Source organism: Duganella alba (assembly GCF_009674495.1).
In the GTDB taxonomy this organism is placed as follows: Bacteria; Pseudomonadota; Gammaproteobacteria; order Burkholderiales; family Burkholderiaceae_D; genus Rugamonas; species Rugamonas alba.
Map to the genome: position 1 here is coordinate 75,733 of NZ_WKJN01000018.1, position 14,872 is coordinate 90,604.

Sequence of the window (14,872 nt, forward strand, 5' to 3'; positions counted from 1 at the left end):
CACCCGTGGAAATCAATTCGGACGATTTAAAAACCTTCATCACCGTCATCGACAGCGGCACCTTGAGCGCGGCGTCGGTGCACCTCGGGCAGACCACGTCCGGCGTCAGCCGCGCGCTGTCGCGGCTGGAGGACAAGCTGGCCACCTCGCTGCTGACGCGCACCACGCGCCGCATGGAGTTGACCGAAGAGGGCCACCTGTTCCTGGAGAAGGCCCGCGCCATCCTTGGCGCGATGGAGGAGGCGGAAGAAACCATCCGCATCCGCCGCCAGAAGCCGGCCGGCCGCCTGTGCATCGACGCCGCCTCGCCGTTCATGCTGCATTGCGTGGTGCCGCACATGGCCGAATTCCGCGCCATGTATCCGGACATCCGCCTGGAGTTGAGCAGCAACGACCAGATCGCCGACCTGATCGAGCACCGCACCGACATCGCCATCCGCATCGGCGCGCTGAATGATTCGACGCTGCATGCGCGCGCACTCACTTCCAGTCCGCTGTACGTGCTGGCCAGCCCGGACTACCTGGCGCGTCACGGCACGCCGCAAACGCCGGAAGACCTGGCGCAGCATTCGCTGCTGGGCTTTGTGCAGTATGAGCTGGGCAACCAGTGGCCGCTGCGTCACGCCAGCGGCAACAGCCTGCCGGTGACGCCGTCGCTGTCGGCGTCCAGCGGCGAGACGCTGCGCCAGCTGGCGCTGGCGGGCCAGGGCATCGTCTGCCTGGCGGACTTCATGACCCGCGACGATATCGCGGCCGGCCGCCTGGTCAAGGTGCTGGAGGCCGACTACACCGGCTATCGTCAGCAGATCCACGCGGTCTACTACCGCAACACGCTGCTGGCGCAGCGCATCAGCTGCTTCCTGGAGTTTTTGCAGCAAAAACTCTGAGCAGTAGTAGTGTGCGGGCCCGTACAGAGCGAAATCGGGCGCGTGGCTACACTGGCCTTGCGTGCCTGGAGCGCATCTCCCAAGGATGAGCAGCTCGGCAGCAGGTAAGCCGGTAGCCTCAAGTACCGGCACCAGATCAACGATGTTGCCGCCGCATGGAGGTCATCATGACGCAGACTACTCACCCTTCGAAGCACGTGGTACGTGCCTACCTTGAGCGCCGTTCGCACGAGGTGAAACCGCCTCCAACCCCGGAAGAAATCCGCCGGCAGCTCGGTTGGGGCCTGATGGCCTTCGAACAAAAAGTCGGCAACGGCCGCAACTGACCGTCCCAAAACGCACCCGGCCGACGGCGTGCGTTTTTTTTCGCCGTTCACCGGCGCTTTTCCGCCGTTCGCCGAATAGCGGTTTCCCCGCCAGCCGTTCCCCGGTATTGTTCTATTCATACCGACTTGGGGGACTAACATGAATGCAGACATTGCCTACCGCTGGCGCAAACAGCTGGTCTGGGGCCTGGCGCTGATTATCGCCGGCACCGTCATCCTGCTGGCGCAACTGGACATCCTGGACATCGACCTGAACCCGGCGCACTTCTGGCGCTGGTGGCCGTGGCTCGTTGTCGTCAGCGGCGTCACCAAGATCATTCCGCCGACCACCTCGCGCCATTTCACCGAAGGCTGGTGGGAAATCTTCTTTGCCGGCTGGTGGTACGTCTCCTTCAACCACATCTGGGGCCTGGGCTTCGGCCAGACCTGGCCGGCGCTGCTGGTGGCCTGGGGCGTGGGTATGATGCTGCGGCCGCTGCTGGATAATATCTTCCCACCATCGGTCAAGGAGCAAGCATGAAAAGCCGTCGCCGCGAGCGTAGCCCGGTCACGCAGATGATCATCGGCCTGTTCGTCATCGGCGTGGGCATGATGTTCCTGCTCGATAACCTGGGCTGGCTGGATTTCGATTTCCGCATCCACGTCTTCCCGACCATCCTGATCGCCGCCGGCATCCTGAAAGTGCTGCAGACACGCAGCCAGTCCGGTGTGGTCGTGGGCGGCATCATGGTCGTGGTGGGCTGCCTGTTCATGCTGAAGGAAATGGGCTGGCTGAACATCGACTGGCGCACCTTGTGGCCGGTGTTCATGATCGCGGCCGGCGTGGCGGTGGTGTTCAAATCCAACCGGCGCGCCGAGGCATCGTCCACCGCCTTCTTCACGGAAAATCACAAGGACAGCGACGACACGCTGATCAACGCCACCGCCATCATGGGCAGCTTCAAGCGCCGCATCACCACGCCGGAATTCCGCGGCGGCGAGATCACCGCCATCATGGGCGGCTGCGACCTGGACCTGCGCCAGTCGTCAATCAACGGCGAGGCGGTGCTGAATGTGTATGCGCTGTTCGGCGGCATCACCATCAAGGTGCCGATCGACTGGACCGTGGTACTGGACGGCACACCGATCATGGGCGGCTTTGAGGAGAAGACTGTACCGCCCACCAGCACCGGCAAGCAGCTGATCGTGCGCGGCTACGTCATCATGGGCGGACTGGAAGTGCGCAACTGATGCTGGAGTTATCCTCCACCCGGCGCGGCCTGGTCATCTACCTGCTGGTGTGGCTGTTCCTCGGTTGCGCGCTTGGCGGCGTGATCTCCGTGGCCAGCGACGCGCCGCTGGCCAACGCCATGCTGTTCGCCATCCCGCTGAACCTGGTGTACGCCTTTGCGGCGGGCTACTCGGCCTACTACCTGTGCCGCGCCTACCCGCTGGGCGGACGTCGGCCGGGGCAGATCGCGTTCGTGCTGACGTTTGCGGCCGTGGTGTCGGGCTTTCTGTGGCTGGTGATCGGCAATCTGTGGAATGGGCTTTGCCTGTTGCCTGGCGTGCACTGGAGTGGCATCGAGATCACGCCGCATCTGTCGCTGCTGATCGTGGTGCTGGGCGTGCTGCTGTATGGCTTTGCGGCGGCGCTGCACTATCTGGTGATCGAATTCGTGCGCGCCAAGAACGCCGAGCAGCGCGAGCTGGAATCGCTGCTGATGGCGCAGGAGGCCGAACTGCGCATGCTGCGCACGCAGATCGATCCTCACTTCCTGTTCAACAGCCTGAACTCGATCAGCGCGCTGACGTCGCAAGATCCCAAGGCGGCGCGGCGCATGACGCTGGAACTGGCCAGCTTCTTCCGTCAGAGCCTGGGCATGGAGGCGCACAGGAAGGTCACGCTGGGCGAGGAGATGATCTTGATCCGCCACTTCCTGGCGATCGAGCAGGTGCGCTTCGGCGAGCGCCTGCAAGTGGAGGAAGTGATCGGCGAGGGCGCGGCCGAGTGCCTGGTGCCGCCGATGATCATCCAGCCGCTGGTGGAGAACGCCGTCAAGCACGGCATCTGCAATATGCCGGAGGGCGGCACGGTGCGCATCACCGCGCGGCGCGCCGGCTCGATACTGCATATCGGCGTAGCCAATCCGGTGGACGCGGATATGGGGTCGATCCGCAGCGAGGGCCACGGCATCGGCTTGACCAATGTGCGCCAGCGCCTGTCGGGCGTCTACAAGCATGAAGCCGGCATCCATTGGGGCCGGAAGGACAACAGCTTTGGCGTGGACATCACAATGCCCGCGCAAACAAGCGAAGAAGGGGAGTAGGGCAATGCGTATCATCATTGTGGACGACGAAATGCTGGCGCGCGGCGTGGTGCGCGAATACCTGTCCGAGCATGCCGACGTGGAGATCGTGGCCGAATGCGCCAACGGCTTCGAGGCGGTGAAGGCGATTACCGAGTTGTCGCCGGACCTGGTGTTCCTGGATATCCAGATGCCGAAGCTGGACGGTTTTGAGGTAGCCGAACTGGCGGGCGGCAAAACGCGCTACATCTTTGCCACGGCGTTCGACCAGTATGCGATCAAGGCGTTTGAATTCCACGCGCTGGATTATCTGCTCAAGCCTTTCAGCCAGCAGCGTTTCGACCAGGCGCTGGCGCATGCGCGCGCCAATCTCGGCGCCGGCGATGGCGCGGTCGAGAAGATGGTGCGTGAGGCCACCGGCCGCAACAAGCCGCTGGGCCGCGTGCTGATACGCGATGGCGCCAAGGTCCATGTGATCAATGCCGACAAGATCGAGTCTATCGAAGCGCAGGACGATTACGTGCAGATCCGCTCGGAAGGAAAATCGTATCTGAAGAATCAGCGCATGACCGAGCTTGAAGGACAACTCGACGCCGAGCAGTTCTTGCGCATACACCGCTCCTACATCGTCAACATCGCTTATGTCGAACGTATCGAGCAGGCGACCAAGGACAGTTATGCGGCGATCCTCAAGGACGGCAGCAGGCTTCCCATCAGCCGTACCGGCTATCAGAAAATCAAGACCGTGATGCAGTAACGGTGCAGTATTTACCAAAGGAGAAAAAAATGAATTGGCTTACCACGGTGTCCCCGATATTAATTCCGATTGTCGCGTTGCTGATTCCGATAGTCGGCATCATCGCCGGCGCGGTGCTGAAGATACAGAAGCTCCAGCTTCTGCACGAAACCATCCGCGTCCTGAGCGCGAACGGGCAGCAGATTCCGCAGGAGCTTCTGGATAAAATTCTTGAGAAAAAATGATGATCGCGGGCGGCCAAATTAATTATTTGTTGGCGCGGTGCCCGTAACTGAGCGCGCGGGTGATTTGCCACCCGCCGTCGCGCAATCGCCAGATGATGGTGAATTCGGCGATGCCCTCGCACTTGTTGTTGCTGAACTCACAGAAGATGTGCGAGCCGGTGGCGATGGCGCCGAAGTCCTTCACCGGCACCACTTTCAAGCTGCCCGGCACCAGTTCGCGGCGGTAATTGCCGCAGACGTTGTTGCGCGTGTTGGCGATCATGGCGTCGCGGGTCCAGGTGACGCCGCCGTTATCGTGATAGAACTCGATGTTGGTGTCGAAGTAGCTGGCGTACCTGTCCAGTTGCCCCGGCTTGTCGCACTGGTTGAAGGCGTTGAACATGTCCGTGTCCAGTTTGGCGATGGTGGCGGTCAGCGCCGCATCGTCCGTCGCATGGACGCTGCCAGCGACTGCGCACAACAATAAACTGAGGCTCCATTTCTTCATGACCGGCTCCGTGTGGTGGCGATAAACACAATCTTATCGCGCGCCGCCGTTCAGGCGTCGGCGTTTTCCGACGAACCGTTGATTGCGAGGGGCGAATGGCGTTCCACGCGCCACCAGCTGGGCATCAGCTCCTGGATTTCCGGCCGGCCGAAGCGGTCGTCGATCAGGTAGACGGTGCCGCGGTCGGACTGGGTGCGGATCACACGGCCGGCCGCCTGCACCACTTTTTGCATGCCGGGATAGGTGTAGGTATAGTCGTAGCCGGCACCGAAGATGGTCTCCATGCGCGCCCGTATCTGTTCGTTGACGGGATTAATCTGCGGCAGGCCGAGCGTGGCGACAAACGCGCCGATCAGCCGCGCGCCAGGCAGGTCAACGCCTTCGCCGAACGAGCCGCCCAGCACGGCGAAGCCGATGCCTTCGCTGTCGAGCGTGAAGCGCTCGAGGAATTGCGCGCGCTCCGCCTCGTCCATGCGGCGCGACTGGCGCCACACCGGCACGTCCGGATGCAGCTCGCTGAACTGGTTGGCGGCCTTTTCCATGTAATCGAAGCTGCTGAAGAACGCCAGGTAGTTACCGCGCTCGCGCTGATACTGCTTGCCCATCAACTCCGCGATGGGCCGTAGCGATTGCTGGCGGTGGGCGTAGCGCGTCGAGATGTGCGCCGCCACCTGCACCGACAGCTGCTCCGCCACGAACGGCGATTCGACATCCACCCAGGCGGTGGTCTCCGGCATGCCGAGCATGTCGCCAAAGTAGTTCCATGGACTGAGCGTAGCCGAGAACAGCGCCGTGGTGTGCGTGCTTTCAAAGCGCGGCTTCAGATACGGCGCCGGCACGATGTTGCGGATGCAGAGCACCGAGTTGCTGTTGCTGGCGCGCGCACCGGCGGCCTTTTCGATATCGAACAGCGCATGGTCGCCGAAGCTCTCCGCCAGCCGCGCGAACATCAGCGCGTTGAAGTAGAAGCTTTGCAGGTCCGGCTCCACATAGCCAGGATGGTCGGCCATGTAGTCGGAGATGGCGGTGGACGCCGTCTGCAAGGCGCCCATGAACTTGTCCGGCAGCTCGGCGTAGGACTGGTATTCGGCCGTCTGGTCTTTCTCCAGCTGGTTCCATTGCTTGTGCACGCGGTCGAGCGGCTTTTTCAATTCGTCGGGAACGATCTTGCGCAGCAGCCGCAGGCTGTCGTGCTCCATGTCGGCCGAATACATCTTGCGCGCGCGGGACACCATATTGTGCGCCTCGTCCACCAGCACGTTGACCTTCCAATCATTGAGCTGCGTCAGGCTGTGCAGCATGGCGCTGATGTCGAAGTAGTAGTTGTAGTCGCCGATGACGATGTCGCTCCAGCGCGCCATTTCGCTGCTCAGATAATACGGGCAGACGTTGTGGGCGAGGGCGATGGCGCGCAGCGTGTCGCGGTCCAGCGCCGGCGGCGCGCTGCCGTTCGCTGACGGCGCCATGATCACCAGCGCCGATTCGCGCGCGGCCGGCAGACGGTCGTAGAAGCCCTTGGCCAGCGGGCAGGAGTCGCCATGGCAGGCCTTGTCCGGATTGACGCAGGCGGTGCTCTTGGCGGCCAGCTCCAGCGTGCGCAAGGGCAGCAGCGGCGCGCCTTCGCGGATCAGGTCCACGGCATCGAGCGCCATCTGCCGGCCCGAGGTTTTCGCGGCCAGGAAGAAGATTTTGTCGACGCCATGTTCGGCGCTGGCCTTCAGCATCGGGAACAGGCTGCCGACGGTCTTGCCGATGCCGGTCGGCGCCTGCGCCAGCAGGCACACCTTGCGGTTGCTGGCGCGGTACATGGCTTCGGCGAGCTGGCGCTGGCCGGGACGGAAATCGCCGTAGGGGAAGCGCATCGCCTTCAGTTGCCAGTCGCGTTCCGCGCGGTGCGCCATTTCCTGCTGCGCCCATTGCAGGAACAGGCCACACTGCTGCTCGAAATAGGCTTGCAGGCCGGCGGCCGTGTGGTCCTCGTGCAGCACGGTTTCCTTCTGGCTGCCGATGTCGAAATACACCAGCGCCAGGCGCACCTTGTCCAGTCCCTGGTCCTGGCAGAGAAGGTGGCCGTAGATTTTCACCTGTGCCCAGTGCAGCGCGCGCTGGTTGTCCGGCATCTTCTTCAAGTCGCCACGATAGGTCTTGATTTCCTCCAGCCGGTTGGCGCGGATGTCGTAGCCGTCGGCGCGGCCGCGCACGTGCAGCGGGCCGAAGTCGCCGGACAGCGTAATCTCGGTCTGGTAGTCGTCGTCGCGGCGCGCCGTCACCACGCCATGACCGGCGATGCCTTCCTGGGCGGTGGGCGAGGGCGTGAAGCGCAGATCGAGGTCGCCGGCCTTGGCGGTGAACTCGCACAGCGCGCGCACGGCGACGGTATAGCGGGCCGGCTGCGTCATGCCGCCCACTGCAGGTAGCACACCGAGATCGGCATCTGGTGCGCGGCGCAGTATTCGATCCAGCGTAGCTGGTTGTCCTGCAGGCGGTCGCCCGGACCCTTCACTTCAATCATGTTGTAGCGGCGCTCGGCCGGCCAGAACTGGATCAGGTCCGGGAAGCCGCTGCGGTTGGACTTGATGTCCAGCAGGATGCGTTCGAAGGCGCGCTTCAGGTGCTGCGCGGGGATGCAGTCCAGCGCCAGGTCCAGCAGCTCCTCGTCAATCGCTTCCCAGAACACGAACGGCGACTGGATGCCGTACTTGAAGGCGAAGTTGGCGCGGATGGTGGCGCGGTACTGCTCATCGTCCAGCTGCGACAGCGCGGCGTTGAACTGCTGCGCGCGGCGGCGCTGGAAGTCGGCGCTGTGCAGGTCGGCCGGGCCGCGATGGTAGGGATGGAAGAAGGCGCCGGGAATCGGCGAGAACACCGCCTCCCAGCACAGCAGGCCGAACAGCGAATTCATCAGCGAATTTTCGACGTAGTAGACCGGCGCGTCTTCCTTGCTCAGGTGGTCGCGCACCACGAATTCGACGTAGCTGGCTTCCTGCGGCGGCGGCAGGCTCAGGTCGATGCGCTCGGCCTGGGCCAGCGTCACCGGCGGCGGCTTGGCGTGGCCCAGCTTGCGCGCCAGGCGCGGCGCCATGCGCAGCAGTTGCTGGCGTTCGGCTTCGCTCTCGGGCGCTTGCAGCGCGGTTTGCAGCAGGTCGAAGGCTTCACGCGGCTGCTCGTTTTTTTCCAGCACGCGAATGGCGCGGGCGCGGGCGCCGGGATAATCGCAATCGGCATACATCGCATGCGCGGCGGGCCAGTCGCGCAGCTTTTCCACGTGCTGGGCGATGGCGAACAGCAGCTTGTTGCGGCGGCTGCGCAGCCATTCGTTGTCCGCCGCGCAGGGCGGCAGGTCGCGGATCACGGCGGCCGGCTCTTCGCCTTCGGCAAAGCGTTCGTGGCAGTGGTGGATGGCGAGGAAATCGTCGATGTCGCGGCGGCTGCGGAAGCCGCGTGCGGCCGGCGAGAACTCCACTTTTTCGTACTGGTAGATGCCGAGGTCGGACAGCACGAAGTCGGTCCAGTCCTGGTGGTAGTTGCCGAAGAAGATCAGGCGCAGGCGGTCGCACAGTTCCTGCGTCAGGTTGCGGTAGACGTGGTCGCCGGAGTTGGCGTACCAGCCGGAGAAGCGGTGCGCGGCGTCATATTCCTCGCGCAGCGCTTCCAGCTGATCGGCCTTGCGCAGATGCTTGACGTGCGCGCCGAGCTGGAACACCTTGACGATTTCCGGCTTTTGCAGCAGGTCGAACAGCTCGTCCAGACCCAGCGACGGATCTTCCTCGATCAGGCCGAGTTCGGCCAGCGGCCGGGCCGCTTCGTGGGTGCTGCCGATTTCGGCGTAAACCAGTTTGCTGGCGCGGAAAATCGTCCCCTTGCGCATCACCATGCGCACGAACAGCGCGCGCGAGGCTTGTGGCAGGGCGGGGAAGGAGGCGAGGAACTGGCGTTCGTCGGTGGTCAGCAGGTCGTCGTAGCGGTCGCCGATCCACGCCAATACCTGGTGAAAATTCTCCAGGTAGTAGAACGGATTTTCCAGAACTTTGATCATTGCAGCGGGAAGGAGCGAAGGCGATAGACTGTATTTATGTACAGTGTATCCCGTTCCTCCCCGTTTGCACAGCAAAAAATACGGGGTCAGGTCCCCCATTTCTACACGAGCTCGGCCGTAAAGCGCGTTACGGCCGGGCTCGTGTAGAAATGGGGGACCTGACCCCGGAGTTTATTTCTTGGCTACTAAGGCGTTGGCCTTGGCGATTTCCGCTTCGACGGCTTGTACTGCCTGCTTGGTGGCTTTGGTCACCTGTTCGTAGCCGGCGAAGGCGTTGTCGATCGCGGTCTTGACGATGTCGACGGCGTTTTCCGAACCGGGACGCACGTTCTTGGTGACGTCGTAGATCAGCGCGCTCAGGTTGCTTTTGGCTTCGGCCACGTGGGCGTCGGCGGCGCGGGTGAATTCTTCACGGATCTCGGCGATGATGTCGCCCAACTGCTGGTTGTAGGCGGCGGCGCTGGCTACGCCCGGCTGGATCTTTTCGGCGGCGGCCTGGATCGCGGCCTTGGCGTCGGCCGCTTGGCTCATTTCCTTGCCGGTGGCCAGACCGCCGGCCAGTTGCGACTTGGCGGTGGACAGGTTGAGTGCGATGACTTGCTCCACACCCTGCACGGTCTTGCTGGTCAGGGTGTTGAAGGTTTCAAGCTGGAATTCAAACAGCGCCTTGGTGGCGTTGGCAAATTGCTCTGGATTCGTAAACATACTGTCTCCTCATAAGAAATGTAGGGATGCAACGCTTCCGGTTCAACCGTGTTTTTATGGTTTGATTATCGAATAACAATTAATTTTTCGCAACGGGCGTCTTTGAAGGGGCCGTAAGCACGATCCCAGCCTTCACCCAGCGGCGTCTGCGAGCAGATCAATACCCCGTCGATCTTGCTGCGCCATTTCCACCATGGCGCCGGCGCCGCCGCCAGCGTGCCGCAGCACAGCGCCAGAACCAATGCCAGCTTCCGTTTCGATGTCTTCATGCCTTACACCAGTTGTTGAGCGCAGACGCGATTGCGGCCGCTGTTTTTCGCAGCGTACAGCAAATCGTCGGCCGCCGCGATCATATTGAGGTGGGCGGCATGGGTGGAGGTGGCGAAATCCACGCTGGCGACGCCGAAACTGGCGGTCACCGTGATCTGCTGGCCCTGGTGCGCGACCGGCGTCGCGGCCAGCGTCTGGCGCAGGCGTTCGGCCAGCAGTTCGCCGCCGGCCAGGTCGGTTTCCGGCAGGATCAGCAGGAATTCCTCGCCGCCGTAGCGCACCACGCTGTCGATGCTGTCGCGCGTCATCGATTGCAGCAGCGCGGCGAAGCGTTGCAGCACCGCGTCGCCGCCGTAGTGGCCGTAGGTGTCGTTGACCGCCTTGAAATGGTCCAGGTCGCTCATGATGACGGTCAGGCTCAGGCGGTAGCGCTGGGCGCGCGAGATTTCCGTTTCCAGCAGCTGTTCGTGCAGGTGGCGCCGGTTGTAGCAGCCGGTCAGCGGATCGCGCACCGACAGGTTTTTCAGCACCATCTGCGCGCTGTATTCCTCGCGTGACAGCATCTGGTAGCGCCGCGCGGCCACGTAGCCGAACACATTGCCCAGCACCAGCAGCGCGGCCATGGTGCCCAGCTCCATGCCGTGCACGCCTCCTTGCCACCACGCCAGCCAGACGAAGGCGGCGGTGGCCACCGCCGCGATCGCCGCCGCGTAGACCAGCCGGTTCGGGATGTAGATGTAGATGACGATCAGCACGATGGACATCGACATCGCGTGCAGCGAAAACTCGTTCGGCCGCAGCGCGGCGATCAACAGGAAGCCGGCCGCGCCCGCCACTTCGACAATGTTGGCGGCCACGTGGGTGAAGGGGATGGAGTCCGGCCGGCGCTTGAGCATGGAGACGCAGGCCAGCACCACGGCCGCCACGGCCACGCGTGCGCCCACCAGCAAACAGGTTTTCAGCTCATAGCCGATCCAGATCAGGTCGGTGACGGCAAAGCACAGGTAAAACAGCGCGCAGAACAGGAAAGTGACGCGCAGCTGCGCCTGCGTGGTGGCCAGGTGATGACGTAAGAAATCGTTTTCAGTCGCTGTATCGCAGAACTCGCACTTGAGGGGCGCGACTTTGATTGTCCTGGACGAAACAGGATTCGAGGGCATGGCTGCGAGTCTCCGCTGGTGGCCGGCTGCTTGCCGGTCTGTCATAGTCAATTATACGACTGCAACAGTTGCGATGCGGAAAAATCTTCGTGCGGCCTACAGCGGCGCCACTTTCGGCAGGCGCAGCATGACGCTGGTGCCGCGTCCCGGCGTGCTGGCGGCCTCGATCCGGCCGCCGAGCACGCCGGTGACGATGTTGTGTGTTATATACAAACCAAGTCCCGAGCCGCCCGATCCCATGCGCGTGGTGAAGAAGGGATCGTAGATGCGCGGCAGGTTTTCCGCCGCGATGCCGGCCCCGGTGTCGCTCAGGGTGAGAGTGATCTCGCCGTTGCCGCTGTCGTGCGCCGACAGCGTGATGCTGCCCTGGCCGTGGTTGCGGCCGCCGAAACCGTGCACCAGGCTGTTGTCGATCAGGTGGTGCAGCGCCTGCGTCAGCGGGCCGGGATAGCTGTCCAGCTCCAGCCAGTGATCGACGTCCTCGATCAGTTCCAGCTCTTTTGCGCGCAGTTCGGCCTGCACCGATTGCAGCAGCGCCGCCACCACGTCGCCCAGCACGAAGCGGCTGCGCTGGCTGCCGGCGCCGTCCACCGCGATGCGCTTGAAGCTGTCGACCAGCGCGGCGGCGCGCTTCAGGTTGCGCAGCACCACTTCGTCGGCGCTGGCGGCCTGTTCAAGATATGCGGCCAGCACCGACTTGCGCAGGCCGCTGTCGAGGTCGCGCCGCAGTTCGGCGGTGCGCTCGCTCATGCTGCCGGCCATGGTCAGGCTGTTGCCGATCGGCGTGTTCAACTCGTGGGCGACGCCGGCCACCAGCGCGCCGAGGGCGGCCAGTTTGTCGCGCCGCACCAGTTCTTCCTGCGTCATGCTGAGGTTGTCCAGTGCGGTGCTGAGTTCCTCGTTGACGTGCTCGGCGTCTTCCTTGGCCTGGCGCAGTTCGGCGGTGCGCGCCGCCACCAGGTCTTCCAGGTGCTCGCGGTGGCGCAGCAGTTCTTCCTCGCGCCGGGTGCGGGCGACGGCGATGCCGGCCAGGTGGGTGGCGGTGTGGATCAGGCGGCGGTCGTCGTCGTTCGGTTCGCGCACCTCCTGGTAGTACATGGCGAACGAGCCGAGCACGGTGTCCTTGTCCAGCAGGATCGGCATCGACCAGCAGGCGCGCAGGCCGTAATGGGCGGCGGCGTTGCGGTAGGGCGCCCACAGCGGGTCGTTGAGGATATCGCTGACGATCACCGTCTCCTTGCGGAACATGGCGGTGCCGCAGGAGCCGGCCGCCGGGCCGATCGGCAGGCCGTTGAGCGCCGCCAGGTAGTCGCGCGGCATGCTGGGGCCGGCCGCGCTGTGGACCGTGACGCCGTCCGGATTGAGCAGCATCACGGTGCAGTGGCCGCCGTCGATCTGGGCTTCGATCATGCGCACCAGCTTGTCCAGCGTCTCGGGCAGCGGCGCGCCCCGGGCGATCATTTCCAGCAGCTCGTTCTTGCCGTCGCGCAGGGCGGCGGCCAGCCTGCGCGGGGTGACGTCGACGATGCGCACATGCATCAGCCGGTGCTCGGCGGTGGTCAGCGGCACCATCCGCAGTTCGCAGGCGATCGGGCGGCCGGAACTGTGGCGCATTTCCAGCTCGAACACCTGCAGTTCGCCGGCCATGATCTGCGTCACCAGTACGCCCAGCACGTGGTCGCTGGGCTGGCCGTCCGGTTGCAGCGTCGGGCACAGCGACAGCAGGTCGGTTTGCACCAGCTCGGTTTCGGTCATGCCGAACAGCTGGCGCGTGCCGCGGTTGATGTCGAGAATGCGGTAGTTGCCGCGCTGCATCAGCAGGATGGCGTCCGGCGAGCCGGACAGCATGGTGTGGTAGTTGACTTCCAGCGTCGCCATGGTCGGCATGCCGGACAGCACCGGCGCCGGCGCCAGCACTTGCAGGTGCAGCAGGATTTTTTCCGCCAGGTCGTCGGCGTTGAAGCTCATCGGCAGGTAGGCGGTGGCGCCGGCTTCCTGGGCGCGCTGGCGCTCCTCCTCGCTGGAGTTGGCGGACAGCAGGAACACCGGCAGCGGATGGGCGCTGGCCTGTTGCAGGCGCGGGCACAGTTCCAGCGCGGCGCTGCCGGCCAGCGTCACGTCCAGCAGGGCCAGCGCGATCTTGCCGCCGCGGACGGCGGCCAGCGCCTCGTCGCCGCGGCTGACGGCTTGCACTTCGAAATTGTGCCGCGCCAGCATGCGCCGCAGCGCGGCAGTATCGTAGGCCGTGCTGACGGCTAGCAGGATGGTGTGCGGCTGATCGGCTGAGAACGGCGGCATCATATGTGACTGGTACGGCTCCGCAGTGCGGCGTGGAGACCAGTGTATTACAAGATCGCCACGCGCGGAGAGGCCTTATGCGGCTTTCAGTGCGGCAGCGTCCTGTGCCTGCTGGATAAGGGGGAAATTGTCCTCGATCCAGTCGACCAGCACTTCCAGCCGCTCGGCGGCTTGCCGGCCCAGGGGCGTCAGGCTGTATTCGACGTGCGGCGGCACCACCTGGTGGGCCACGCGCAGCACCATGCCGTCGTAGGCGAGGGCGTCCAGCGTCTGCGCCAGCATTTTTTCGCTGACACCGCCCACGGCGCGGCGCAGCTCGCTGAAGCGGTGGGTGCGTTCCAGCAGCATCACCAGCACCAGCACGCCCCAGCGGCTGGTGATGTGGCCGAGCACGGCGCGCGACGGGCAGTCGGCGGCCATCACCTGGGCGCGCTGCGGGTCCTGGTTGAGTTGCTGGATGGTCTTGCGCAGGGATTTGCTGGTCATCGGAAGCTCCAAGGGGTACTTACTAAAATGTGCGTACTTACAATTCGTAAGTATAGACTATATGATGGCTGCATCCACTTTTCAGGAGCAACCTCATCATGATTATCGTTACTGGCGCAACCGGCCAACTGGGCCGCCTGGTTATTTCCCAACTGCTCAAGCGCGTCCCTGCGGCGCAGATCGTCGCCGCCGTGCGCGACCCGGCCAAGGCCGCCGACCTGGCTGCTCAGGGCGTGCTGGTGCGTCGCGCCGACTACACCGATCCGGCCTCGCTGGACGCCGCCTTCCAGGGCGCAACCAAGGTATTGCTGATTTCCTCGAACGAGCTGGGCAACCGCGTGCCGCAGCACCGCAATGTGATCGACGCCGCCGTCCGCGCCAAGGTCGGCCTGCTGGCCTACACCAGCGTGCTGCACGCGGACCGTTCGACGCTCGGTCTGGCGCCGGAGCACCGCGAGACCGAGGATGCGGTGCGCGCCTCGGGCGTGCCGTACACCTTGCTGCGCAACGGCTGGTATGTGGAGAACTACACGGTCAGCCTGGGCGGCGCGATCGCCCACGGCGCGCTGGCCGGCGGCGCCGGCGAAGGCCGCATCGCCGCGGCGGCGCGCGCCGACTACGCCGAAGCGGCAGCGGTGGTGCTGGCCAGCAGCGGCGCGGTGGAGCAGGTGTATGAACTGGCGGGCGATACGGCGTTCACGCTGGCGCAGCTGGCGGCGGAAGTGTCGCGCCAGACCGGCAAGGAGATCCCGTTCCATAATCTGCCGCAGCAGGAATACACCGAACTGCTGCTGAATGTCGGCCTGCCGGCGCCACTGGCCGAACTGATCGCCGACTCCGACGCCCAGGCCGCGAAAGGCGCACTGTTTGACGACAGTGGCGTCCTCGGCAAGCTGATCGGCCGCCCGACCATCTCCCTGGCCGCCGCCGTCAAAGCCGCGCTGTAAT

16 protein-coding genes are annotated in these 14,872 nt (G+C 64.2%); 8 read left to right on the forward strand and 8 right to left on the reverse strand.

The window, feature by feature from the left end; translation table 11 throughout:
* The first annotated feature begins 5 nt into the window (after window positions 1-5).
* From GJ695_RS18075 to GJ695_RS18100, 7 genes are all read left to right on the forward strand, one after another.
* Window positions 6-887 (forward strand): LysR substrate-binding domain-containing protein, encoded by an 882-nt coding sequence (locus tag GJ695_RS18075; protein ID WP_166455275.1) that lies wholly within the window; start codon window positions 6-8, stop codon window positions 885-887.
* Between the two features lie 167 nt (window positions 888-1,054).
* Window positions 1,055-1,213 carry a hypothetical protein gene (locus tag GJ695_RS29655; RefSeq protein ID WP_166454923.1) on the forward strand — a complete coding sequence of 53 codons (159 nt, stop codon included), beginning with the start codon at window positions 1,055-1,057 and terminating at the stop codon, window positions 1,211-1,213.
* A 139-nt stretch (window positions 1,214-1,352) separates the two neighbouring features.
* Complete coding sequence (locus GJ695_RS18080) at window positions 1,353-1,733, forward strand: LiaF transmembrane domain-containing protein (RefSeq protein ID WP_154367137.1); 381 nt, start codon at window positions 1,353-1,355, stop codon at window positions 1,731-1,733.
* Entirely contained in the window at window positions 1,730-2,443 is a 714-nt protein-coding gene (locus GJ695_RS18085; protein WP_229260581.1) for a LiaI-LiaF-like domain-containing protein, read from the forward strand. Before GJ695_RS18080 ends, GJ695_RS18085 begins: the two co-directional genes overlap by 4 nt.
* A complete protein-coding gene (locus GJ695_RS18090; protein WP_154367139.1) occupies window positions 2,443-3,522 on the forward strand; it encodes a sensor histidine kinase in 1,080 nt (359 codons plus the stop codon). Before GJ695_RS18085 ends, GJ695_RS18090 begins: the two co-directional genes overlap by 1 nt.
* 4 nt (window positions 3,523-3,526) lie before the next feature.
* The gene (locus GJ695_RS18095) at window positions 3,527-4,258 is read left to right on the forward strand and encodes a LytR/AlgR family response regulator transcription factor (RefSeq protein WP_154367141.1); all 732 of its coding nucleotides are present in this window, start codon (window positions 3,527-3,529) and stop codon (window positions 4,256-4,258) included.
* 29 nt (window positions 4,259-4,287) lie between these two features.
* Window positions 4,288-4,482 (forward strand): hypothetical protein, encoded by a 195-nt coding sequence (locus GJ695_RS18100; RefSeq protein ID WP_154367143.1) that lies wholly within the window; start codon window positions 4,288-4,290, stop codon window positions 4,480-4,482.
* Window positions 4,483-4,504: 22 nt separating this feature from the next.
* Here GJ695_RS18100 and GJ695_RS18105 read toward each other — a convergent pair whose 3' ends face one another.
* From GJ695_RS18105 to GJ695_RS18140, 8 genes are all read right to left on the reverse strand, one after another.
* Entirely contained in the window at window positions 4,505-4,969 is a 465-nt protein-coding gene (locus tag GJ695_RS18105; protein WP_154367145.1) for a nuclear transport factor 2 family protein, read from the reverse strand.
* A 50-nt stretch (window positions 4,970-5,019) separates the two neighbouring features.
* On the reverse strand, window positions 5,020-7,368 hold the full coding sequence (locus GJ695_RS18110) for an ATP-dependent DNA helicase (RefSeq protein ID WP_154367147.1): 2,349 nt from the start codon (window positions 7,366-7,368) through the stop codon (window positions 5,020-5,022).
* On the reverse strand, window positions 7,365-9,005 hold the full coding sequence (locus tag GJ695_RS18115) for a VRR-NUC domain-containing protein (RefSeq protein ID WP_154367150.1): 1,641 nt from the start codon (window positions 9,003-9,005) through the stop codon (window positions 7,365-7,367). The genes GJ695_RS18110 and GJ695_RS18115 overlap by 4 nt, the downstream gene beginning before the upstream one ends.
* A gap of 171 nt (window positions 9,006-9,176) precedes the next feature.
* Window positions 9,177-9,710 (reverse strand): phasin family protein, encoded by a 534-nt coding sequence (locus tag GJ695_RS18120; protein ID WP_154367152.1) that lies wholly within the window; start codon window positions 9,708-9,710, stop codon window positions 9,177-9,179.
* A gap of 65 nt (window positions 9,711-9,775) precedes the next feature.
* Window positions 9,776-9,979: a hypothetical protein gene (locus tag GJ695_RS18125; protein ID WP_154367154.1), complete on the reverse strand. Its 204-nt coding sequence runs from the start codon at window positions 9,977-9,979 to the stop codon at window positions 9,776-9,778.
* A gap of 3 nt (window positions 9,980-9,982) precedes the next feature.
* Complete coding sequence (locus tag GJ695_RS18130; protein ID WP_154367156.1) at window positions 9,983-11,140, reverse strand: GGDEF domain-containing protein; 1,158 nt, start codon at window positions 11,138-11,140, stop codon at window positions 9,983-9,985.
* A gap of 96 nt (window positions 11,141-11,236) precedes the next feature.
* The gene (locus GJ695_RS18135) at window positions 11,237-13,441 is read right to left on the reverse strand and encodes an ATP-binding protein (protein WP_154367158.1); all 2,205 of its coding nucleotides are present in this window, start codon (window positions 13,439-13,441) and stop codon (window positions 11,237-11,239) included.
* 72 nt (window positions 13,442-13,513) lie between these two features.
* On the reverse strand, window positions 13,514-13,924 hold the full coding sequence (locus GJ695_RS18140) for a winged helix-turn-helix transcriptional regulator (RefSeq protein WP_154367161.1): 411 nt from the start codon (window positions 13,922-13,924) through the stop codon (window positions 13,514-13,516).
* Window positions 13,925-14,022: 98 nt separating this feature from the next.
* Here GJ695_RS18140 and GJ695_RS18145 point away from each other — a divergent pair, with 98 nt between their 5' ends.
* On the forward strand, window positions 14,023-14,871 hold the full coding sequence (locus GJ695_RS18145; RefSeq protein WP_154367163.1) for an SDR family oxidoreductase: 849 nt from the start codon (window positions 14,023-14,025) through the stop codon (window positions 14,869-14,871).
* The last annotated feature ends 1 nt before the right edge of the window (window position 14,872 follow it).

Coding starts and splice junctions, on each gene's coding strand:
- GJ695_RS18130 (WP_154367156.1), bottom strand. CDS start 11,140: ATGCCCTCGAATCCTGTTTCGTCCAGGACAATCAAAGTCGCGCCCCTC.
- GJ695_RS18120 (WP_154367152.1), bottom strand. CDS start 9,710: ATGTTTACGAATCCAGAGCAATTTGCCAACGCCACCAAGGCGCTGTTT.
- GJ695_RS18090 (WP_154367139.1), top strand. CDS start 2,443: ATGCTGGAGTTATCCTCCACCCGGCGCGGCCTGGTCATCTACCTGCTG.
- GJ695_RS18085 (WP_229260581.1), top strand. CDS start 1,730: ATGAAAAGCCGTCGCCGCGAGCGTAGCCCGGTCACGCAGATGATCATC.
- GJ695_RS18115 (WP_154367150.1), bottom strand. CDS start 9,005: ATGATCAAAGTTCTGGAAAATCCGTTCTACTACCTGGAGAATTTTCAC.
- GJ695_RS29655 (WP_166454923.1), top strand. CDS start 1,055: ATGACGCAGACTACTCACCCTTCGAAGCACGTGGTACGTGCCTACCTT.
- GJ695_RS18145 (WP_154367163.1), top strand. CDS start 14,023: ATGATTATCGTTACTGGCGCAACCGGCCAACTGGGCCGCCTGGTTATT.
- GJ695_RS18125 (WP_154367154.1), bottom strand. CDS start 9,979: ATGAAGACATCGAAACGGAAGCTGGCATTGGTTCTGGCGCTGTGCTGC.
- GJ695_RS18080 (WP_154367137.1), top strand. CDS start 1,353: ATGAATGCAGACATTGCCTACCGCTGGCGCAAACAGCTGGTCTGGGGC.
- GJ695_RS18100 (WP_154367143.1), top strand. CDS start 4,288: ATGAATTGGCTTACCACGGTGTCCCCGATATTAATTCCGATTGTCGCG.
- GJ695_RS18105 (WP_154367145.1), bottom strand. CDS start 4,969: ATGAAGAAATGGAGCCTCAGTTTATTGTTGTGCGCAGTCGCTGGCAGC.
- GJ695_RS18095 (WP_154367141.1), top strand. CDS start 3,527: ATGCGTATCATCATTGTGGACGACGAAATGCTGGCGCGCGGCGTGGTG.
- GJ695_RS18135 (WP_154367158.1), bottom strand. CDS start 13,441: ATGATGCCGCCGTTCTCAGCCGATCAGCCGCACACCATCCTGCTAGCC.
- GJ695_RS18110 (WP_154367147.1), bottom strand. CDS start 7,368: ATGACGCAGCCGGCCCGCTATACCGTCGCCGTGCGCGCGCTGTGCGAG.
- GJ695_RS18140 (WP_154367161.1), bottom strand. CDS start 13,924: ATGACCAGCAAATCCCTGCGCAAGACCATCCAGCAACTCAACCAGGAC.